This window comes from Acetivibrio mesophilus, from assembly GCF_004102745.1.
Taxonomy (GTDB): domain Bacteria; phylum Bacillota; class Clostridia; order Acetivibrionales; family Acetivibrionaceae; genus Hungateiclostridium; species Hungateiclostridium mesophilum.
The window spans coordinates 100,364-123,259 of sequence record NZ_RLII01000006.1 but is presented as its reverse complement, the minus strand read 5'-3'; the positions used below and the strand labels follow the sequence as shown (position 1 = coordinate 123,259).

The following is a 22,896-nucleotide window of genomic DNA, read 5'->3' as shown; positions in this document are numbered from 1 at the left end:
TTAATCCATTTCCGACAGTTTTCTGTTCTTTAGTTCGGCTAAGGATATTGCAGAAGCTATTATGCCCAAAAGCACCCAAAACATCACCATAACCCTTGGATAATACCAACTATACTCCACCAACGACGTAACCAGAATCCCGGATAAGGCTGCAGTCCCTGCCGCAAGTATAGTTTTAAGCGTTGGGGTTGAGTTATATACACCAATAACAGAATTCTTTATTGTCCGGTAAATATACCATATAAAAGTAGCAAATCCGGCTAACCCAATTTCAATCCAAATCTGCAAATACAGAATATGGGTATGAGGTGGAACTGCTTTGGTATACAGTTTGTAATTTTGAATCAGTTGCCTGAATATGTCCGAACCTAAGCCCACTCCCGATACCATATAGGTTTTTAACATTGGTTTCACAGTCTGAAGAATCTTGATTCTAGTCTGGGCTGAAGTATCCTGCGAAGCCCTGAAAATGGTAAGAATTCGGTTGTAAACGTACTGAGGAAGGAAAGGTATCATCATTACCCCTCCCAATAATATAAAAGGCAAAAGTCTTTTGTTGATCAAAAATGTTATCACTATTACTGAAACTGCAAACCCTATCCATGATGACCTGGAGCCGGTATTAAAAAGCGCAACCAGCGGCGGCAACGCCATAACTATATATACCACTTTTTTGAAGAAAGTCTTCGAATTCAGAATCACGCTTACATAGAACGGAAGTGCCATTATCAGTATCTCTCCGAAATTGTTGGGGTTGCTCATGGTGGCATAAATCCTTCCCGGCATACCCTGATTCATCCCAACATCGGTAAGAGACGGATCAAAAACAACAGCTCCGCTTATCGACTGCCACAATCCATAACTTCCTATCACTGTAATACCAAAAAGCATCATCTCAATAATTGTTTGAAGGGAATTTTCATTTTTGACAGTACTGACAATTACCAAGACAAATAGAAATCCGGCCACATAAAACAATAGATACTTAATACTGCTCGAAATATTCATGGAAGTTGCAAATGAAACAACTACCGCCGTCATAAACAGTATAAGTGTATAGTCCAATGCCTTAAAATTAAACATCCAGTACCTTTGAATTATGGTATTGATAAAAATCAGAAAAACAAGAAACAATGCTATTGCAACATTGTAAATATTATTCCATCTCTCGTGCGGAACAACCAGAATGACTATCAGAAATAGGCCTACTATACATTCCAATCTTTGCAACAAAAACTTTAGAGCTCTAATCACAGCGCTCTCTAAAAATACCGCTTCATACTTCTGATAAAAACCCTTTAAAATTCTTGATGGTACTTCAAAACAGCCATTTATTATTCGGTAAGCTAGAGAATGTTCCCACCACCGGGCCATTTTACCTTTTCTTGTAAAAAAGCCGATTATGGCACTGTTATACAACAGTCCTGTTATGGATTTTGCTATATATGCAGTAAAGCTATTCTCATAGAAATGGTTCAGCTTTCTAAAAAAATTGATGATCGAGGTGACAACCTTCTTTAAAATACTGCTTTCATAGGAAGTATTTATCACCTGAATCATAAAAATAATCGGCTTTAAAAGCACACTATTATGAAGCAAAGCTCATTACCCCTTTTTCTCCAATCTATCAATCCTGCCCATAAAAATAGCACTTCCAACTTTTACGGTCATTTGCTTTCCTATTTGGTAGTCCATTCCATCAAAAATAACCCCTCCGATATCGCTTGGAACCCCTGTTGCTTCAAGGGTAATATGGTAGGACACATATCCCGGTGTCGAGCCTGCAACAACCCTGCCATCGTCAGTCTTTACAAAGGATATTGAATCGGCTATCTTAATATCCGTAACCTTGCCCAAAATAGCTCCACGGTCAAAATCTCTTGCGATATCGCCAATCTTAACGGCATTTACTGCAAATTCAGGGGATTCCTCCCAATAAAGTCCTACTATATAGGTTTCGCTTTTTGCCGCAATGGGTGTTACAGAACCTGACTTAAAAAATTTAGCCCATACCCCTGCAATTCCTACAGCCAATACCAGCAAAATTAAGATATCGATTATACTTACCTTGCCAAACAGCTTTCCTTTACTGTCAATAATCATGTTCTCAACTCTCCTTGTAAAGATTTAAAAATTTAAACTATTTTTTGTTCAAGCTTTCCTCGTATAAATTATATGTTTCCTGTGCAACTTTATCAAGATTAAATTTCTCATTAACAGTTTTTAGTGCATTTTTGCTTAAGGTCTGGCGAAGCTCCCGATCTTCCATAATTTTGATCATGGCTTCTGCAAGGCCCTTATGGTCATTGTATTGTACAAGTATGCCACAGTTGGTCTCATCATTGATAATATCACGGTTTCCGCCCATATCAGTGGCAATAATGGGTACCCCGCAGGCCAATACTTCAATAATGAGGAAGCTCAATGCCTCATGCTCGGAAGAATTAATATATAGGTCGCTTCCGCATATAAGGTTCTTTATGTCCTTCCGAAATCCTGTAAATATTACAACGTCAGTAAGGCCCATATCCTCAACCTGCTTTTTGCATTCCTCAAGCAGTGGCCCGTCGCTTGACAGGATGCATTTGAACTTTCGGCCAGTCATCTTTTTCAACTCATAAAGTGCATTAATTAAAAACTTGTGTCCCTTGTCATGGGCAAATCTCGAGGCGCAAAGCATTACGAATACATCATCATCTATTTTGAACTCTTCCCTTACCGTCGAGTCAATCGGTTCACTCCAGTATTTCACATCTACTCCGTTGAATATCACCTTAATCTTTTTTGGGTTTATGCCGTTGGAAACCATCATGTCCTTTCCCCGGTTGCATACCGCAATAATATTGGACTCCAAAGGCGTAATAATTCTGTTGGCCAGCCGTATGGGAAAACCATTTTCCAGGATAAAGTGGTTTGTATACATAACCCTAACCTTCGGATTAATGATACGAGACAGCATGGCTATATAATTCTCTCTCAAGAACTGTGTATGAATGAGATCAATATCAAGCTTTTTGCAAAGTCTCTTGAGATCAAAAACAGCTTTGATATCAAAAGGGTTCTTCATTTCAACCCTGTATGTCTCAACCCCTAAAGACTTCAATCTTTCTACCAAAAGTCCATCCTCATTATAGGCAAAATAAGCCTTTATCTTCTTATTATTCAGCTTTTCAATGAGGGTCTGTACATATCTTTCCGTCCCGGCCTTTCCGGCATGATTTAATAAGTATAGTACCTTTATCATTGTATCATCTCCGCCACCCATATTGTATCATATTTCCCATACTAAACCTTTCTGCCATCCCTATATTTTATAACTTTTGCGGGATTTCCTCCCACTATGGCATACTCGGGCACATCCTTTGTGACAACAGCTCCGGCACCAACAATAGCCCCCTTATGAATCGTAACTCCCGGAAGGACAATAACTCTTGCCGCAATCCAGACGTCATCCTCTATAATTACAGGTTTTTTTGGGTCGGTCTGAAGTCTCATTGGGATATCCAGCCTGTCATGTTTGTGGTTTTGCGTAAATATCATAACATCGGGCCCAATCATAACATCATCTCCTATTTTTAAAGGGCCGTTCACCCTGCAATTCAATCCCAATCCGGAGTTGTTTCCTATTTCTATATCTCTCCCGGAGGCAAAGTAAACACCGTGTTCAATATTTACGTTACTTCCCGTACTTTTAAAAATCCTTTTGCATAGAAAACCCCTTATCTTTTTTGAGCCAAGGCTGTAAGGCGTATCCGATCCAGGCAAATGCCGCGCCACCATATAGTACAAACCAAGGCATATGTAATATCTTAGCTTTTTCATAAATCCCCTTCCCCTACTCAATATATAAAATTATTATGCTTGCCAATGCCCAGAGAATTATGTTTATCATAAGAGGCATGTCCGACAAAACCGTCTCCTCAGGACTTCCTCCTTCTTTTTTTCTGTATATGATATACTGATACCTGAAAATACCATACAATACAAAGGGTATTGTCAGCATCATGTAGTATGTGTTGCTGCTCATAAAAGTATAGAGGGAGTACGCCATCACAGTACAGGCTGTAACAATGGAGAGCATATTGTCTATAAACTCCAAGGAGTACTCTTCAAGTATCTTTCTGTGGGAATTTGCGCCATTTTCCAGTATTACAAGCTCGTTTCTTCTCTTGCTAAAGCCTAAAAACAGTGACAGAAGTAGGGTACACAGCAAAATCCATGGAGATATGTACACCTTTATGACCAGCGCTCCTCCGATTACCCTCAGGAGAAATCCCAAGGCTATCGACATTACATCCAGTATAACCATATGCTTAACCTTTATGGAATAGAGTATGTTGTTTGCAAAGTACAAAAGCAAGACCACCGCAAAACTTATATCCAGCATAAATGCCCCTATGACAGAAACCGGCAGCAACCCGCTAAGGAATACCAGTGCCTCCGTTTTGCTTATCCGTCCCGATGCTACGGGTCTTAACTTCTTTTTCGGATGTAGTTTGTCCTTTTCTGCATCTATTACATCATTTATGATATAGACGCAAGCGGAAATCATGCAAAAGCAGAAAAAAGCCAGTAGAACCTTTGTAACATAATCAAGCTCAAAAATATGTTTTGCAAATATCAGAGCCGCAAACACAAACAGATTCTTTATCCACTGCTTTGGTCTTGCAAGCTTGATATATCCTTTGACTTTATCAACAACGCTAACCTTCCCCGAATTTTCCAAGGATTGCCTCAATCATTATCACTCCTAGAAAGCTTTCTGTATACTTCATTACATATTATTGTACAATAATATATTTAAAAAACATTTTAAATTATTATTTCATCGCTTCTTTGCATTTCAAATACTTGGACACCAATCTCATATTATATCATTTGACAACGGGTAAATCCAGTGCCTTTTATGGCGGTAAATCGCCGACTCTTTACATACACCTGTTATTCTGTTACAATAGCTGCGTGTATTATAGCTGCGTGGTGATTAAAATGCTGGAGTTATTTAAGTCTCTAAAACTTGATAAGAATTCAAGCACCCCTTTGTATATACAGCTTAGTGATAAAATTGCCGAAATGATCGACAACGGCATACTTCTGGCTGATTTGAAGCTCCCTTCCATACGCCGGATGTCATCTCTGCTGAATGTTAATTCCGTGACAATAGTTTCCTGTTATAAACAGTTGGAAATTGACGGCTATGTCCATTCTCGACCGGGAAGCGGTACCTATGTTGCCGCCGTTCTGCCCGACCGAAGCGGAAATTTTTCAGACAGCAATGTTATATTGGATGAACTTTATCAAAGCGATGATCTGAATTTAATTAATAATGGTCATATTAAAATTAATGAAGACACTATTAACTTTGCCAGCGCCACACCACAGTCTAATCTGTTTCCAGTGGAGAATTTCAAGCTTGTTTTAAATGAAGTGTTGGACCGTGACCTGGGCAACGCTTTTGATTATCAGGACAGTCAGGGATTTTATCCCTTGCGTTCGTCAGTTTGCAGCCTTTTGGAAAAAAGGAAAATTGCCTGTTCCGAGGGAAATGTCCAAATAATTTCAGGAGCACAGCAGGGAATAGATATAATTGCTAAAGCCCTATTAAGACAAGGTGACTACGTGATTACCGAAAGCCCTACCTATACAGGTGCAATTGCGGTGTTTAAATCAAGGGGAGCTGAAATAGCCGACGTTCCCCTTTCTAATGACGGGCTGAATCTCAATATTCTTGAGTACAACCTGAAGAAGTATAAGCCGAAGCTCATTTACACAATACCGTCTTTTCAGAATCCCACGGGAATATCGTATTCAAACGAGAAAAGACAGGAAATTTTGGCCCTTGCAGAGCGGTATAATGCTTATATTATCGAGGATGACTATGTGAGCGGATTGGACTTTGAAAACATGAGCTTTACACCCATTAAATCCCTGGATAAATCCGACAGAGTTATTTTTCTTAAGAGCTTTTCCAAGATATTTATGCCGGGACTGAGACTCGGTTTTATGATTGTACCGCCAAGCCTTAAAGGGTACGTAATAGAAGCAAAGCATGCAACAGATATATCCACCTCCGGACTTATCCAAAGGGCCTTTGACCTATATATAAGAAAAGGGATGTGGGACGAACACTTCGAAATAATGTTTGATATTTACAGAGAAAGATATAATAAAACCGTAAAAGCACTGGACATGTATCTTCCTAGAAATGTTCAATTTCATAAGCCTGGAGGCGGTTTGAATATCTGGCTTGACATTCCCTCAAACTGCCTAGTTGGCAGCCTATTGAAGGCTGCGTCTGCCGAGAATATTGTTTTTGCTCCCGGTAGGATCTTCTACAGCAGTACGCCCACCAAGCTCAATAATGTTAGATTAAGTTTTGCTGCAGTTCATACTGATGAAATTGAAAGAGGCATTAAAAAACTTTGTGAATTGATTTCATACTTTGACAGGGGTGAGTCGCTGACAGGCAATATTCCTATACTGTAAGCATATCGAAAGCTATGTACTCACCGGCAAGGGTATATCGTTGGCTACCCATTTACCGGTCTTTAGTTTCTTAATATGCTTACCTTTAGTCAGCAAATCCTAATCCCCATTCTTAAGTGTCTTGTAATACTTATACAAAAGGCTGTCAAGCTCAACTTCGATATTTTGAACCTTCGACTTATCCAAGTCGTATTTCTGATTAAAATAATCAATCAGCTTGTTCTTTTCTACAATCTCATTTTTTAACCCTTGTGTGTTTTCTTTCATTTCATACACCTCCTTACACAACTTACGTCATAGAATTCACAATCTTGTTCCATTATATAATAAAGCTGTTATAAATATTAATATTTTAACATAAACTTCATGTGTTATTAATACAAATTTAATAATCCATCAATCCTAGGGCTTAAATTAAAGCATACTATGTATTGTATGTAGTACAACCTGGCATTTATGACACCTCAAAAGTCCGAGTCGGTCTAACTTTCTATGACCCGATTGTAACATATTTCCCTATTCTGTTCCAATAATATCAAAATTTAAATCGCAGCCTTTATTTTATCGGCAAAAAAAAATAATACTTTAGTGGAAATTTAATTTAGTTCATTATTTATTATAGAATATGTAAATCTCCTCGGATGTGTGCAAGCTTTTTTAGGAAGCATTTATGCTAAATGCACAAGCACTTCAGAATTTGACATTGTTAAAGAGAATAGTAATGATTGAATATCGTTGTCCATGGTGTTATAATATTTTTTAGATATACCATTGGCAAGTTTCTATTGCCAACAAAATCGTGAATTTCTGCACTTTATTGAGAATTTTACAAACTAGATATCCTTCCATGATACATTTCGCAACTTGTTTTTTCATTAATTACTTATAGACTGTTTGAGAAATCTGTAATGCAAAAATTATATATAACCTACGATAATTAAATAAGGAATACACTGCTGTAAATTTTAGCATTAAGATAGGAGGCGTTATTTTTGGATAAAGAATTGTTAGACCTACATAAAAGAAATAAATTAATGGCTATAGTCCTTTGTATGTGCGTTGTGTTAGGAGCTTTATCTGCCTTCAAATATCCTATCACAATGATGGCTATATTAAAGTATGCTTCACCAGCTGCATTGTTCATAGTCTTTCTTGTTTGGAGAAAAGTCGCAATCCCATATCTTATGTATATTATAGCGTTAGGTTTTAACTTTGTATCTTTTTTCATGATAAAAAGTACGACAAACTTTCCCAATTCCCTTGTTTTGTATTTATCTTTAGCAATTATATCTATCTATCATAATTACCGTCCGTTATTGCTTAATGGTGTCATTGGTGTATTTATACTAAATTATGCGCTTTTTACAAAGCCGGCATATGCCCACATAGACCGTTTTTCTCCCAATGCTTATTTTATATTTTGCTTGGTTGCTTTAGTCGCCCAAAGTCGTGTTGGTACCCAAATGTTGGCAAAAATTAGACAAGGAGCAATTGAGTCAGAGAATTCAAAGAAAAAAGCAGATGAGCTCCTGGAAAAGGTTTCTCATACGGTAGAAATACTCAGAAAATCAACCATAAACCTTCAGGGGAATGCCACATCTACAGGTACCATATCCGAAGAACTGGTAGCAGCTTTTAAAGAAATATCTATTGGGATCGAAACCCAAACAGCCAGTTTCAATGATGTTTTGCAAGCAATGCAGGATGTCGCAGACACTGCGCAGCAAACGGCAGATGCGTCATCCAATATGAGCCAGATGTCTAGAAATACAACTGAAGTAACCGGAGAAGGTCAGGAAAAAATGAAAGCAATGTCCAAGCAAATGCAAGAAATAGACCAGTTTGTTGATAGTACATCTATAGCAATCGGTAAAGTTAATGAAGAAAGCGTTAAAATAGACAACATTGTTTCTATGATAAAAGAAATTGCCAACCAAACCAATTTGCTTTCCTTAAACGCTTCCATAGAGGCAGCAAGAGCTGGTGAGCATGGCAAAGGTTTTTCTGTTGTTGCATCCGAAATCCGCAAACTTGCAATGAACTCCCATAATGCTTCCGAACAAGTTAACCTAAGTATCAAACTTATACAAGAAAAAATTCGCCAAGTAAATGAATTGGTTCAAAATGGGCTTAAAATAGTTGTTTCCGGCAAACAGTCAGTAAGTATAGTCGAGCAGTTGTTTAATCAAATCAAGATAAATTCTGAAGAGGTGCTCAATCAAGCTGAGTCACTCAGCTTGATAAATGAACGGCTCTTACAGTCGGCTCATAAAGTTACAGATGAAATGAGCACAGTTGCTGCTATATCAGAGAAATCATCCGCTTCGGTTCAAGGAGTACTTGCCAATGCAGATATTCAGCAAAACCGGATTAGCAGCATGATAGAAAGTATTGAAGAGCTAACCGATTTAATGAAAACACTAGATCAGAATATGAATCAATAATATGCTGATTTTACTACAATTATTGATGCCAAATTAGTTTTTTTAAAGTTTTGCTACCATACTTTTATCTTTGTGGCTTTTTTAGGCCTATCATTGTCAGCATTTCATCTTTATCAAGTGCACCTAGGGCAAACATGAGCAAAAAGCCAATTACAATATTTCCTACTATGGTCAGCACCACTGTCCATAAGTGGCTAAGATTAAATATTGTAAAGAAACTTTGTACGTATTTCCCAATTAGAAGCATTATTATTCCCACCAAACCGGGTTTTAGTATCCAATTTCTAAAGTCAAGCGCCATTCCTGTTGTTTTAACAACCGTTGAAACATCCAATATGCAGACGCATATGGAACTTATCACCATACCCGCAATATATCCTGCTATTCCGTATACAGGAATACAGTAAATCACAAAAACTATTCTTATTGCATAACCGACAATAGAGTTTCTAAGAAGAATTCCCTGTTTCCCAAGTCCGTTCATTATACCTAGAAGGGTCTGCTGAAGATAAATAAATATTCCGGTAAATGAGAGTAGATATAATATATGTCCAATATTTTCTTTTCTGTAAACCAGGTCCCCTATTGTATCGGGGAAGAGCATGAATACCGCTGAGAATATGAATCCCATTATAAAGGTCAACTGTATCGATTTTGACATTCTGTAGTTTACAGTTTTGTAGCTTCTTATAGACATCGCCTCTGAAATTGCCGGGACGAGTGTTGTCGCCAAGGCAGATGTCACAAGGGATGGGAAAAAAACCAACGGCATGGCCATTCCCGTAAGTCTCCCATATTCCTGTATGCTGTTCTGGTAGGTCAAGCCGCCTAAAACAAGCATTCTCGGGATTAGAATGAATTCAACGGTGGACATAATAGAAGTAATAAATCTGTTGAAGGACACAGGAATTGACACTTTGACAATTTCCCTAACTATAATTCTTTTCCTCATAAAGCCCTTCTTCGAACTACTCACAGAAGCTCTATTTTTCTTGAGCTTGTATACAAAAATCAACACCAGCAGGTTTGATATTTCTCCCAATGCCATTCCGATAGTTGCAAGAGCGCAGGCATATTCCAGCCCAACATTTACAAAGTATCCGGCCATGGCCATAACCACAGCTGTCTTCACAATCTGCTCTACTACTTGGGAGCATGCAGTAGGCGTTACATCCTGTATTCCATAGAAGTAACCCTTTAATGCGGATGCAGCTGCAATCACAGGTATGCATGGTATCAAAAGAAGCATTGAGTAATAGGTTCTCGAATCCTTCAATATTATATTGACTATGGGATTGATAAAAATGAGTATCAGCAGGGAAACCGCCACCCCTGCCAATAGAACAATACCTAAGGCGCAGCCCGTAATCCTTCTTAGATTAACCCGGTGATCTTTCGCCATCTCTTCTGCCACCATCTTGGAGACTGCTATCGACACTCCCGAAGTTAGGGTAAGGATAATAAGGGAATATACAGGAGAAATAAGCTGAAACAATCCCATTCCTTCTGCGCCAATTAGGTTCGAAAGATATATCCTGTAAATAAAACCGATTATTTTTACTATGAAACTGGCTATCATTAGAATGATAGCGCTGCCTATAAATGATTTTTTAGCCATATTAGTCCTGAATTAATAAATTGTCCTGATTATTATTATTTTATAATCCAGAAACTTATGACCAATAATATTATACGTAATTTAAAACTTATCCCTTTTCTTTTCTCTTAAGGCGTTCTGCTCTTCTTGCTTCGGCTTCTTCAAATTCCCTCTTTTCTTCTTCCGTCTCAAGTATCAGTGGCGGAACCGGAGTGGGTTTTCCTTCGCTGTCTAATGCCACAAACGTAATATATGCTTGGTTGGTCAGAATAACACTACCGGTTTTTAAATTTTCAGCATACGCCGTCACTTTAACCTCCATAGAGGTTTTACCCACCCAAGTCAACTTGGCTTTAAGCATTACCAGCTCCCCCATACGCGCGGGATGTCTGAAATCCAGGCTGTCTAACGCAACAGTAGCTACAATCCTGTTGGAATGCCTTGATGCAGCCATAGCACCTGCTATGTCAATCCAGTGCATGAGCCTACCTCCGAGAAGATTTCCCAAAAGATTGGTATCATTGGGTAATACAAGCTCGGTCATTTCCACCTGTGACAAACTTGGAGACTTGCCCACAGGGTTTTCTTTATAATCCTTTGATATATTATTCATAATGTATATCTCCTTCCCGTCAAATGTTGTCTTATACTTCCAAACCATATCAAAAAACGGCATCTAGAATGCCGCTGCTCGATTACAAAATTTAGTTTTTGAAAACTATTACAAAGTTATTCCCACAGAGTTAATTAGGTAGTTCAATCTCTCCCCATCAAGTCCTTTATTTATCTGTATTCCTTCTATGCTAAGAAGCCCAACAGGATATATCGGAACCTGAAATACTTCTTCTAAGTACTCACGAAGTCCTTTCAGCAATGCTCCTCCACCTATTATATAGATTTTTCCGACTTTTTCACCGTAGCACCTTTTTTCATAAAACTCAAAGCACTGAAACATCTGCCGTACAATCTCGTCAATAACAGACTTGATGCTGCTGTGAATTTTCTCCTGCTCATCGCCGACATTTATATCGGGAAGATCAAACCCTTGTATTTTTTTAAGTCTTTCTGCTTCTTCAATATTCTTACCCGTACTGGCTGCAATGGCCTCGTCAAGATTGCTGCTTCCTCTTAAAATAACCTTATTAAACTCCAAAACTTTATCTTTCAATATATTTACTATGGTAGTCTCTGACCCGAAATCAACAACGGCAAAGGTATTCTGGCTTAGCTTACTATACCTCTTCTTTTTAAACCACGTTTCATCCTCAGAAACCATAATCTCTCTGTTAAAAAACTTTGCTGCACTGTTGGCGGGAATATCCACCGACACAGGCTTTAACCCCAGCTCAATCAAAATATCTATATAGCTCTGAATAATACTTTTTAAAACTGCGGTAACAAAAACCTTTATTTTATCGATCCCATCTTCTCTAAACTCCTGCAAAACCTTATAATCTATCTGATGTGCATCAAGATCTATTGGCATGCTCTGAGAAATAGTCGTCCTGACAAGATGGTTCATATCTTCTCCGGGAATCTTCTCAATAACAAAAACCCTAGAAATAATATTGGTACCGGACATAACAATCTTCGCACTCTTGGCTTTGACATTTATGTTTTCCATTACCTTCTTTATTTCGTTGGTAACACTCTTGACATCTTTAATTGCCCCATTCTTGATAGATCCTTTTGGAGTAGAAGCAATACCGAAATTCTTAATAAAAATCTCATTATTCCTGCTTAACTCCACTTCAACAATTTTTATGTTCCTAAAACCGATGTCAATACTTAGAAGGTTGGTTTTAATGAAAGGAATTGTTACCATTTTATCTACTCCTTAAGTATTATTAAGATAACCTATATGATTATATTATCATCCATGTATTTTAAAATCAATATTTTGAACTAATTAAGTTGCAAAATTGTAAATATAGTATATTTTATATGCCATGTTTTATTGCATTATTACATGTTGAATTCCAAAAGTTCGTTAAGCAAATCACAAACTTCTTCCTGAGTTACTGCTTTAAATACCTTTTCCTTAATATGTGTAGAGTTGCGCATCCCCTTTATATACCATGCTATATGTTTTCTCATTTCCCGTACTCCACATTGTTCCCCTTTAAGTTCAACAAGCATTTGCATATGTCTTTTCATTATGTCCACTTTAGTTTCCGGCGATATATTCGAATCAAGCGCCTCCTCAGTTCCTTCAAGATGCTTTATTATTCTTCTGAAAATCCATGGATTTCCCTGAGCGCCCCTCCCAATCATTACTGCATCGCAATTTGCTTCATTTAGCATTCTCTTGGCATCTTCCGGTGAGAAAACATCTCCATTGCCTATCACAGGTATGCTGACAGATTCCTTTACCTGTCTTATAATACTCCAGTCCGCTTTGCCGCTATAAAACTGCTCCCTTGTCCTTCCGTGAACTGCAATTGCCGCCGCTCCGTTTGCCTCAGCTATCTTGGCTATCTCTACTGCGTTGACCCTGTCTTCATCCCATCCCTTGCGTATCTTTACCGTAACAGGTTTGATCGAAGCCTTTGAAACCTCTCGAACTATTTTCCCAACCAAATCCTTGTCAAGCATTAATGCACTTCCGTCACCGTTTTTTGTTATCTTAGGTGTCGGACAGCCCATATTTATGTCAATAATGCATGCATCAGAATCATTCAAACGTTCTGTTACCTTTGCCATAATACCGGGATCTGAGCCAAAAATCTGCAACGCAACCTTTCCCTCATCACTGTCTATCGCAGTAAGCCTTTTCGTCTTCTCATCATTATAGTAAATCCCTTTTGCACTTACCATCTCCGTATATGTCAACCCACATCCCTGTTCTCTGCATAAAAGCCTGAATGGAATATCGGTTATGCCCGCCATAGGAGCAAGAAAAATATTATTATCAAGGGTAACATTCCCTATTTTCATATCATTCCTCCTTCATCTTAACATTGTAGCATATATTTGCGAATAATAAATATACAATTAAAAAGTTGCAAAAAAAAAGACTAACACTTAATCTTTTATCAACCTTATTATAAAATAATCTTAATATAAATCACCATAATATTTTAAATCTATTATATACTTTTTATTATATCTTTATTTGGTCTTTAATATCTGCGGAAATAGTGGTGCTTGCCTGAATTGCTTCTCGGATTTAAAACAAAGGAATGTATACCGTCATTTGCAGAGAAATGTTTGTTCTTAACTGCTATATTAGCGTTAAAAATTTCATCCAACTGAATCTTTACATGCCTATCCAGATTATTAAACTCAACGCTGTAGTTATAACCATCGGATAGAGTTTCTTTTTCTGTAATGCATCCCTCTACTCCAAATTCAAAAGCGGTCAGCATACTGTATACATGCAGGTCATAGTTTAGAATCTCACCTACATTAAAATTTCTTGTTGAGTAGAATTTGAGTCCCCGGGTTGAGATGTCAGTTACTTCCACTTCATGCCAACGTATTCTGTCGTGGCTTACAGAAGCCATACAAGTTGTGGCATTGCCGTAATGGTTATTCATCCAATTTTGAATATTATTCATCAGAACTCCCCCTTGAATTCCGGTTTGGATTTTTCTATATACATTATTTAAATGTATTTTATCATCATTGACTATTATGTTACTGTGAACACATTAATATACAATGAGAAACGGGTACTCCTTCTAATATTATTTTACTACATTTTGAGTATGGTGTCGAGGGTTAGTTTTTTAACAAAGCTTTGAGCTTTAAGAACTTTAGAAAATTTGGCGTCCCGGACAGGAATCGAACCCGTATCAGTGGAACCGGAATCCACCGTCTTATCCATTAGACTACCGGGACATTGATGGGTTATTATCATTTAAGTATTATAGTATATTTCTAGATTATTTACAACTGTCATTTACAAGTAAATTGCAAATAAATTTGTTCTACAGCAATCAAAATCACTTAAAAAGCGTAAAAAACCAATTATTTATAATAAACCCAAGAGCATATCCTAGCATGGTTGTCCACAAGTATACAATAAAGAAAACTAAAGTTCTAAGCCTTTCATCAAAGTTGTAAATTGTATTTATACCTCTTGTCAAAATCGCAGTATGCCAAAGGGGCGTAATCACCGACGTAATAAAATACGCTAAAATACTTATGCCTTCCGTACCGAAAGGTCCTATTACCAGCCAATAGAAAAAAGCATTTACCGGCACCACCGGAAAATGCGATACTACATATATTTTCATAAGTTTTATAAGCTGTCCGTTTAAATTATTTATTCTTTCCTTTACCCTGAAGAATTTAAATATATCAAACAGCGGAAGCGCGAAAAAAACCACGTCTATAAGTCCTATCAAAAGAACAAAGCAAATGGCAAGGGAAATATTAAATATTAAGGCCGATTGCGACTTTCCAAAGAAATAACTATACAATTTGGTGCCGAGTGCAAAACCTATATCAATAAATCCCACCAGTATAATACCCGGGTACAGGGTATTCATTCTATCCGATATCTTCTTATAAAATGACCTTGGCAACAATAGTATATCCAATAAAGTATTATTTGGCACAATAACACTACCCCTTAATATATTTTTCCTTTTTAATAATACAACTCAGCACCTACAAAAGCAATGCTATAATTGGAAGTTCACAATTCTTACCCGGTCAATTAAATGACACATATAAGTTTCACGCCAAGTCATAAAAATCTTGAGACCAAAAAAATCAGCAGGCCAATGCTTCCAAGTAAAGCCATATTTATAACAATGTTTGGAATACGGGCCTTTATGCGGTATGGCTTTAATCTCAGCTCCGTGCCGCAATCATCTTGTGAACCGTACCTTTTTATATAATTGTTTATTATTTCTTCCGCCTCTTTCAAAAGATGCTCATTCATTTTTTCCCTGTCTTTGGGCAAAACCTTTTTGCTTTTTCTTCCACCGCCTTCATCGGGATTGCGCTTTAAAATCAGTATGGCCTCTTCAATAAAGTTCGAGGTTATATTTCTAATTACTACTACTCTTTTTGTGTCATCACACACCATAATACTCCTCCGAAAATATGTATTCAGAGATAGTCTTTCTCAAATCAGTGCAAATTATACTAAGAATATTATTTAGCGTTTCCATACCTTTGCCACTAGCACCGTCATGTCATCCACCGGCTTGTCCTTACACTTTGAATGTGCCTCTGCCAATATTAGATCGGCAATCTCCTGAGGATTAATGCTATCTATATCTTCAATGAATTTTATCAAATTCTGCTCTCCACCTTCTTCAAGCTTAAAGGAATCAATTATTCCATCGGTAACCATAATCATAAAATCACCGTTTCCTGCATTTTTGCAAACCAGCTCCGTCTCTATATTGCTAAGTATTCCTGCCGGAAGGGATATGGTTTTTACAACTTCCACCTTGTTCTCCTTCTTTATAAAAGTTGGTGCAGCCCCTATTTTCACAAACTCAATTTTTCCGTCATATAGATCTATAGCCGAAAGGTCAATAGTAGCAAAGGAGTCATCATCGGATTTCAATACAAGTATTGAGTTTATAAGCTTTATTGCAGTATCCTGGTCAAAGCCTGTTTCCATAAACTGCTCCAACAGGTTTATAGCAACCTTGCTCTGACTTGATGCTGCCTGACCCGTCCCCATACCGTCACTTAAAGCCAAAATATACTTCCCTGCTCCGGTGTTCATAAAGGAATAATTATCTCCCGAGACCTGATCTTCGTACTTCGATCTCCTTGCCATACCTGTTGTTATGTTGAAGACCTCTTCCTCCACCAGTTTCAGGTTGCATATCCCCGTCCTATGATTATGTACACATTCATTTTTGTCCCGTATCATTCGCCTTCCCAAGGCAGAAGATGCCATCTCTTCAATGAGATCAAGACATTTATTTGCTCCCGCACATCCTTCATGGAAAATATTTACTTCGTATTTCCCCCATTTGTTTTCATATATCACCACATCATTTGCTTTTATCCCTTTATTCTCAAGCTCAGACAGCAACACATCCTCCATATCGCCCTTGAATTTGATTTCGTTGTCAATTTCAATAGCCAGATTTGATACTACCTTTGACAACCCGTCCAGTTGCTGCGATATAAGGCCTCTGCTTTCTCCTATCCTATTCTTCCATACCATATCCACTTTAAACAGCTCATATACATTATTCACCTGCTTTACAAACTCTCCTATTCTTTCACACCTTTCCATAAAATACACCGGTATATCATTCTCATCAATCCAACCCTTTTTCTCCAGGCTCTCAACTATTTTAAACATCACCTGATAGGTATTGTAAAAATTCCTGTCCCAGCAGTGAAGGCACAGACTGCAATCCTTGCATACCTTGTCTGCCACCCTGTCAAATAAGGATGAAATGTCCTGCTTATTGGTAACCATTTTTGTTTCGGATATCTCACTGAAAGTCTTTGAAAGTTCCTCAAAAGCTCTAGCAAAATTACTCAGTCTTTCTACCGTCAGCTCTTTTATACGATCACTATAAGAGACCTTTCCCTTAGAAGTAGCTGTCTGTAAAGCAAATGCTCCGAACATATCTTCAATTATTTTTTTAGGAATAACCATAAACATAATTGAAGCCGGAACTATATCTTTAATATGAATAAGTACTTCTGTTGAACCATTTATATATAGAGTCAGCACTGCATTGGCAACTACAAACCCTGCAGCAGTTCCAACTTTTCCAAGACTTCTAAACAGACCTGCCATTAGCCCGCAGAAAGCATAGGTACCTATAACCAGAGGTGTTACAGGATTGCTCAAATTAATTACCAGTCCCACAATTACTCCTACAGCTGCCCCCATTCCCGGGCCCGCTCCAAAGGTCAGCAGCAGCACCGCTAGAATCCCCAGCACATTAACAAGAGATGTACCGAAAATATTTATGCCCCCCAGCCCCGACAGGGAAATTGCCGCTATCATCGCAGCACTTATCATTTCTTCGTTGGTTAATACACTCTTTTTCTTTATTCCCTCAATCAGCGGCACACTGCGCCTAAATATGTATATCATTGAGAATACCAATGAGCTATGGAATAAAGCCATTAAAACGTCATACATCAGAAATCCCTGAAATCCTGCCAGTATAATTTGCGGAACAGCGACACTTATTAGGCCTATGGCAGAATGTCTGATATCTTCTTTTTCCTTTAGGCTCTTAAATAATTTGGTCAACATAGTATAAAGAGCCATAAATGTCAACGCCGTGTAAAGCTCTCCGCGGGCACCGCCCGTTGCCATTCCGATTACTACTGCCGCTGCCGTCATAAGCCTGTTTGCATTAGATGTGATTGCCGCCCCATAAAATGCAAGCCCAAAAGGCATTAGTCCTCCAAATAAAGATACTCTGCCGAGAAGGAAGCTTATCAAAAAGAATATAATATTGTTTTTTGAGATTGTAAGTCCCTGTAAAATTCCTCCTCTCGTTTTGCCATACATCCTTTCCAAAACACCGGATTTTTGATACGGAATAATCTGCGTCTTCATCTTTTGTAACCCCCATATAAAATATTTTTGTGAAAAAACTTTTTTCGTTTGACTCGCAGAACTGATTATAGAATAGTACCCAAAAAATCTTTGTCGATTTTGGCTGAGTATTCTAAAAATTAATTTGACACCTATTCTCAAAAGATACCCCGAGGATTACATAGAACAAACTTATAGGAACATGAATGAAACTTTTCATCAAAGTATGAAATCATAAATTTTCTCGATAATAATGTAACATTTCGTCAAAAACTTTTTTGATACCTATATATTTTCACCAAGAAAATTTCTCTCGATATCAATCAACTTGCCCATTTCGATAAATAAAAGGAAAATAGAAGCTCGGGACATCGAGTCCTTTCACTTTTGCCTCTTTCATTTCACTCCAAGAGGCTAAAACGCAAAAACGGTTGTACATTATTGTACAACCGTTGTGGTGGGCACTATAGGGCTCGAACCTATGACCCCCTGCTTGTAAGGCAGATGCTCTCCCAGCTGAGCTAAGCGCCCATAAAATATGGTGACCCATAGGGGACTCGAACCCCTGTTACCGCCGTGAAAGGGCGGTGTCTTAACCGCTTGACCAATGGGCCATGTATTATTTTATTAAACAACTAATATATTATAATGGTAGCGGCGGTCGGATTCGAACCAACGACACTACGGGTATGAACCGTATGCTCTTGCCAACTGAGCTACGCCGCCATATATATACTATATGTTACATCGTACTGTTACAAAAATTAATTATGTCCAGCACGCTTTACTATTGTAGCAATAGACTAAAAAAATGTCAAGCATAATTTTAATAAAAGTTTGTGTATTTTTCTGGAATGTTGAATCTTTATTCTATGCGTTGACAAAAGTATAGAGTCAGAATGTATAATATGGTATAATGTACTAATAAGAGGTACTATGTCCATGAAAATGTGTCTTCAAATACCCTTAGGAAATATCAACTCCGAAATTTTCGAAGGTTTATCCCGAGTGGTTTATGTTTGAGCACCGATTATTTGATTTATTGGGAATGGGGGATTTTAGTGAAAAAACATCTTTTACTCTTCATTTTAGTGCTTAGCATGGGGCTCTTTACTTCATGCAACAGCTCTATTAAAGCAACACTTTACTTTTCAACAGCCGAGTCAGAATTTGATTCCGGACAATACGAAGATGCAATAGAGTATTATGACAAGGTTATAGAGATAAACCCCAGTAATGAGAAGGCTTATCTCGGTAAAGGCCTAGCTTTGCACGCTTTAAGAAAATATGAAAAAGCCCTGGAATCTTTCGACAAAGCCATTGAAATTAACAGCGATATGGCTAAAGCTTATAATTCCAAAGGTATTACTCTAGCCGACCTTGAAAGGTATGACGAATCCCTTGAGAACTTAAAAAAAGCAATGGAATTAGAGCCGTCAAACAGTGCTTATCAAAATGATGTGGCCTTTGGTTTAAATAACCTCGGTGAATTTGAAGAGGCAATTAAATATGCCGAAAAGGCACTCGAACTTAATCCTCGCAATGATGTAGCTTATTCAAACAAAGGTTTTGCCCTTGTTGCTCTCGGAAGAACGGACGAAGCCATAAAATGCTATGACAAAGCAATTGAACTTAATCCTACGAATACTTATGCTTACCACAATAAAGCACAGACGCTTTACGATATTGGCAAAATAGAAGAGACCATAGACATTCTAGATAAGTTGCTTGATATTGATCCCGATGATCTAGACGCTATGACTGCAAAAGGTGATTGCCTAAATCATCTTGGAGAATTCGAAAAAGCAATACCTTTTTTTAATACAGTGAGCAAACAAGACCCTACAGATCCATATGCTTACGTTTCCAAAGCCATTTCTCTTTATTATCTCGGGAAATATGATGAGGCTATCGAAGACTGTGACAAGGCTCTGCGATTAAAATACGATTATCTTGATGCCTATGCATGGAAGGCTCAAAGCCTTCTTGATAAAGGGGATATGGATGGAGCCAGAGAAGTATGTGACAAATCCTTATCCATAGATGACAACGCCGCTGCCTATGATATCAAAGGGCAAACATATTTTTTTGAGTACAACTATCCGGAGGCCATGAAGCATTTCGATAAAGCAATAGAAGTTGACTCCTCATATGAAGATTCTTATCTTAATAAAATTTATTGCCTATACCAGCAAAAAAATTACAGCAAGTGTATAGAATTTGCTACAAGTGCCGCAGCCATTTTCCCAAATTGCGAGGATATTCCCTGGTATATTGGCGATTGCTATAGCATACAGCTTGAACCCGAAAAGGCTATTGAATACTATAAAAAGGCCCATGAGATAAACACTGAAAATATTGGTATTATAACTTCTATTGCTTGGGAATACTATAGTCTTCAGGATTATGAAAAAGCATCGGAATATACTGAAAAGGCTGCAAAAATATCTGCTGATGATGAAGGTGTAAAATACCTTAAGGCAGAGATTGACAAGCAAAAGCTCCCTGAATCGGAGAGAATAGTTGACTTTGTTAAAAGCAATTACTTATACTACGACAAAGTAATGAACTTTGACGCTCTGGCAAACGAATTCAAAGCTAAAGACGAAGTTAGTGTGGACGACATATGCAAATTTATCGATGGCATAAGGCAGAAGGATGACATGTTTACTTTTGTAATCCACGGTGAAGACTATGATTTAGTAAAATATGAAGAAAGTATTTCTCAAGTGGTCTCAAAACAACTTGAATCAAACATACACTATGTCAAAATCAACTCTTTTACCGCAAGTGTCAGCTGGGAATTCAAAGAAATAATTGATTCAATTGAAAACCCCGAAGACAAAGTTTTAGTTATTGACCTTAGGGATAACACAGGAGGACTTACATCTTCTTCCACTGACATATTAGACTATCTCTTGCCGGCATGTACCACAAGCTACATAGTCTATAGAGACGGATATATGTATTCATACTATTCCGATGCTACTCAGACAAAGTTTAAGAAGATTCTTGTTCTTGTCAATGAGTATTCTGCAAGCAGCTCGGAGATTCTTGCCCTGGGTCTTAAAAAGTACCTTAATAATGTTGTCATAATCGGCCATCCGACTGTAGGCAAAGGTGTTGGACAACTAGCTTATGAAGACAAGGCCAAAAAGTACATGATTTATCTGGTAAGCTTTTATTGGAATGTTATGGAGGAAAACATAATGGGGAAGAAAATTGTGCCTGACATTTATGTAAACGGCTCCAGTGATTCTGCCTACATAAACGAAGTAAAGCGCCAGGCGTCAAAATAAGTATGGTTATTGAAATTAGAGCTATTTTATGCTATATTCAATATATTAAATAGTAATAGTAACATATTCACAGTATCGTCTTTTGCAAATAATCATCATTTTACAAGCAATTGCTACATTGATTCTTTAGCAATAGTCTCATCCCATTGTTACCTATTACAACTTGTTTTAGGGGGAATTATATGGAACAGAATTATGAAAACCAAGATCACAACTCAAGTATACCAGCGCCTGACACAAAAGAAGTGTCTCAATATTCTTCGAGCCCTGATATAAAGGAAGGTTACAATGTAGATTTATCTGGACATCGCAGAAACAAACCCACAAAACGTCGCTTTCCTTTATGGATAAAGATTTTTTCTTTAATTATAATACTTGCTGCAACTATCTTTTCTCTTATCAAACTTACTTCTGTTGTAAGCGGTACCGTAGCTTTTAACAGAGGCGAAAAGGCTTCAAAAGAAAAGAATTATATTACTGCTGCCAACGAATATAAGAAGGCAATCGAAAAGCATTCAGATTCCACTGTCGTTCTGGCAAAGCTGTTTGTTGCCCAATACTATAATCTACAAATTGACGAAGCTTTCGCCACTTTTGAAACTATATCCGGAAGAGAATCGGATATGGAACTGGTAGACATGGTAAATTCAATTATTGAAAAAATCGAGACCTATTACTACCCTCAAGACAACAGTTTTTATACCACACTGCTTACATACTATGATGATGTCGAAATTCTTGTAGAGGCAATTACTGAATATTTAGAATATTATCCCGATGATGTTTGCGCAACCTATTATCTTGCGGATAAAAAAGTAGAACTAAAGAGGTATGATGAAGCTGAGCAGCTTATGAATGATGTACTTGCCAAATATGATGACTTTTATTTCGGTCACCTCCTTCTCGCTGAAATATACTGTGAAAAAGGAGACTACGACAAATCCGTGGAATACTGCCAGAAGGTTTTGGCTGACAACCAGCAAAACACTGCTGCATTGGGAAACCTTGTAAGGGCCGAACTCAAACTTGGAGATGTCAAGAAAGGGATGGAACTTGCGACTAAAACATATGAACTGGACAAAACCAACCCCCTCTCGGTATCCAATATGGCTTTAGCATACCACTATAATAATATGACAAAGGAAAGAGACGAAATGTTTGAGCAGTTAAAGAACGGCACATACATTGACAATTATACAATTAATCTGCTTACTTCCATATTCAACGGTGAGTTGGAGTGGAGAAAGTAAATTTTGTATGCTTTGACATCGATTTTAGAGTAAGATAAAAATAAAAATAACATTTATATAGAGAGAGGCTCGATAACGAGCCTCTCTTCTACCTTCATACCAAACATTTTTAACTTTTTTAGCAAACACTAATCTTCTCACTACTATATTATTTCGGTATCAACTCAAATTATTATGGGGTTCAAGCCAAAAATCTTAAATTATTTTTCGCCTTTTACTATATTTTATTCCCTTCAACCTATTTCGTTCCTTCCTATTTGATTGAATGTTGTATTCTGTTGTATTGACAGGGTTAAAATAACAATAGTAAAATACTTTGTATGCCAAAGTT

Annotated in this window: 18 protein-coding genes and 4 tRNA genes; 4 read left to right on the top strand and 18 right to left on the bottom strand. The window is 37.6% G+C overall.

Annotation, left to right across the window (positions count from 1 at the left end):
- The 5 genes from EFD62_RS07280 to EFD62_RS07260 are packed head-to-tail and all read right to left on the bottom strand — an operon-like array spanning position 1 to position 4,738.
- On the bottom strand, positions 1 to 1,599 hold the full coding sequence (locus EFD62_RS07280; RefSeq protein ID WP_128705915.1) for an O-antigen ligase family protein: 1,599 nt from the start codon (positions 1,597 to 1,599) through the stop codon (positions 1 to 3).
- A 6-nt stretch (positions 1,600 to 1,605) separates the two neighbouring features.
- Positions 1,606 to 2,103 (bottom strand): DUF4330 domain-containing protein, encoded by a 498-nt coding sequence (locus tag EFD62_RS07275; protein WP_069195723.1) that lies wholly within the window; start codon positions 2,101 to 2,103, stop codon positions 1,606 to 1,608.
- A gap of 37 nt (positions 2,104 to 2,140) precedes the next feature.
- Positions 2,141 to 3,244, bottom strand: coding sequence for a glycosyltransferase (locus tag EFD62_RS07270; protein WP_128705914.1), 1,104 nt, complete (start codon positions 3,242 to 3,244; stop codon positions 2,141 to 2,143).
- A gap of 41 nt (positions 3,245 to 3,285) precedes the next feature.
- Positions 3,286 to 3,822, bottom strand: coding sequence for an acyltransferase (locus EFD62_RS07265; protein ID WP_069195722.1), 537 nt, complete (start codon positions 3,820 to 3,822; stop codon positions 3,286 to 3,288).
- A 13-nt stretch (positions 3,823 to 3,835) separates the two neighbouring features.
- Entirely contained in the window at positions 3,836 to 4,738 is a 903-nt protein-coding gene (locus EFD62_RS07260; protein ID WP_128705913.1) for a decaprenyl-phosphate phosphoribosyltransferase, read from the bottom strand.
- A gap of 251 nt (positions 4,739 to 4,989) precedes the next feature.
- Between EFD62_RS07260 and pdxR the strand changes: the two genes are divergently transcribed.
- Positions 4,990 to 6,486 carry a MocR-like pyridoxine biosynthesis transcription factor PdxR gene (gene pdxR / locus EFD62_RS07255; protein WP_128705912.1) on the top strand — a complete coding sequence of 499 codons (1,497 nt, stop codon included), beginning with the start codon at positions 4,990 to 4,992 and terminating at the stop codon, positions 6,484 to 6,486.
- 99 nt (positions 6,487 to 6,585) lie between these two features.
- Here the strand turns inward: pdxR and EFD62_RS17750 are convergent, their stop codons facing one another.
- Positions 6,586 to 6,753 carry a hypothetical protein gene (locus tag EFD62_RS17750; protein ID WP_170176846.1) on the bottom strand — a complete coding sequence of 56 codons (168 nt, stop codon included), beginning with the start codon at positions 6,751 to 6,753 and terminating at the stop codon, positions 6,586 to 6,588.
- A gap of 725 nt (positions 6,754 to 7,478) precedes the next feature.
- Between EFD62_RS17750 and EFD62_RS07250 the strand changes: the two genes are divergently transcribed.
- Positions 7,479 to 8,930: a methyl-accepting chemotaxis protein gene (locus EFD62_RS07250; RefSeq protein ID WP_128705911.1), complete on the top strand. Its 1,452-nt coding sequence runs from the start codon at positions 7,479 to 7,481 to the stop codon at positions 8,928 to 8,930.
- A 64-nt stretch (positions 8,931 to 8,994) separates the two neighbouring features.
- On the opposite strand, the gene spoVB is transcribed toward EFD62_RS07250, so the two are convergent.
- The 12 genes from spoVB to EFD62_RS07190 form a co-directional block, all read right to left on the bottom strand.
- Positions 8,995 to 10,548 (bottom strand): stage V sporulation protein B, encoded by a 1,554-nt coding sequence (spoVB, locus tag EFD62_RS07245; protein ID WP_128705910.1) that lies wholly within the window; start codon positions 10,546 to 10,548, stop codon positions 8,995 to 8,997.
- An 88-nt stretch (positions 10,549 to 10,636) separates the two neighbouring features.
- Entirely contained in the window at positions 10,637 to 11,140 is a 504-nt protein-coding gene (locus tag EFD62_RS07240; protein WP_128705926.1) for an acyl-CoA thioesterase, read from the bottom strand.
- Positions 11,141 to 11,248: 108 nt separating this feature from the next.
- Positions 11,249 to 12,352, bottom strand: a complete 1,104-nt coding sequence (gene pilM / locus EFD62_RS07235) for a pilus assembly protein PilM (RefSeq protein ID WP_069195716.1) — start codon at positions 12,350 to 12,352, stop codon at positions 11,249 to 11,251.
- 140 nt (positions 12,353 to 12,492) lie between these two features.
- Positions 12,493 to 13,464 carry a tRNA dihydrouridine synthase DusB gene (gene dusB, locus EFD62_RS07230; RefSeq protein ID WP_128705909.1) on the bottom strand — a complete coding sequence of 324 codons (972 nt, stop codon included), beginning with the start codon at positions 13,462 to 13,464 and terminating at the stop codon, positions 12,493 to 12,495.
- Positions 13,465 to 13,649: 185 nt separating this feature from the next.
- Positions 13,650 to 14,087 (bottom strand): PilZ domain-containing protein, encoded by a 438-nt coding sequence (locus EFD62_RS07225; protein ID WP_128705908.1) that lies wholly within the window; start codon positions 14,085 to 14,087, stop codon positions 13,650 to 13,652.
- A 208-nt stretch (positions 14,088 to 14,295) separates the two neighbouring features.
- Positions 14,296 to 14,370 (bottom strand) — tRNA-Arg (locus EFD62_RS07220).
- 104 nt (positions 14,371 to 14,474) lie between these two features.
- On the bottom strand, positions 14,475 to 15,092 hold the full coding sequence (locus EFD62_RS07215; protein ID WP_088262818.1) for a hypothetical protein: 618 nt from the start codon (positions 15,090 to 15,092) through the stop codon (positions 14,475 to 14,477).
- Between the two features lie 131 nt (positions 15,093 to 15,223).
- Positions 15,224 to 15,568, bottom strand: coding sequence for a hypothetical protein (locus EFD62_RS07210; RefSeq protein ID WP_069195712.1), 345 nt, complete (start codon positions 15,566 to 15,568; stop codon positions 15,224 to 15,226).
- A gap of 72 nt (positions 15,569 to 15,640) precedes the next feature.
- Entirely contained in the window at positions 15,641 to 18,037 is a 2,397-nt protein-coding gene (gene spoIIE / locus EFD62_RS07205) for a stage II sporulation protein E (protein ID WP_069195711.1), read from the bottom strand.
- 434 nt (positions 18,038 to 18,471) lie between these two features.
- Positions 18,472 to 18,547 (bottom strand) — tRNA-Val (locus EFD62_RS07200).
- Between the two features lie 8 nt (positions 18,548 to 18,555).
- A tRNA-Glu gene (locus EFD62_RS07195) sits at positions 18,556 to 18,630 on the bottom strand.
- A 35-nt stretch (positions 18,631 to 18,665) separates the two neighbouring features.
- A tRNA-Met gene (locus tag EFD62_RS07190) sits at positions 18,666 to 18,742 on the bottom strand.
- A 335-nt stretch (positions 18,743 to 19,077) separates the two neighbouring features.
- On the opposite strand from EFD62_RS07190, the gene EFD62_RS07185 reads away from it, so the two are divergent.
- Together EFD62_RS07185 and EFD62_RS07180 are read left to right on the top strand one after the other, a co-directional pair.
- A complete protein-coding gene (locus tag EFD62_RS07185) occupies positions 19,078 to 21,315 on the top strand; it encodes a tetratricopeptide repeat protein (protein WP_069195710.1) in 2,238 nt (745 codons plus the stop codon).
- 182 nt (positions 21,316 to 21,497) lie between these two features.
- Positions 21,498 to 22,565, top strand: a complete 1,068-nt coding sequence (locus EFD62_RS07180; RefSeq protein WP_069195709.1) for a tetratricopeptide repeat protein — start codon at positions 21,498 to 21,500, stop codon at positions 22,563 to 22,565.
- Positions 22,566 to 22,896 lie beyond the last annotated feature (331 nt).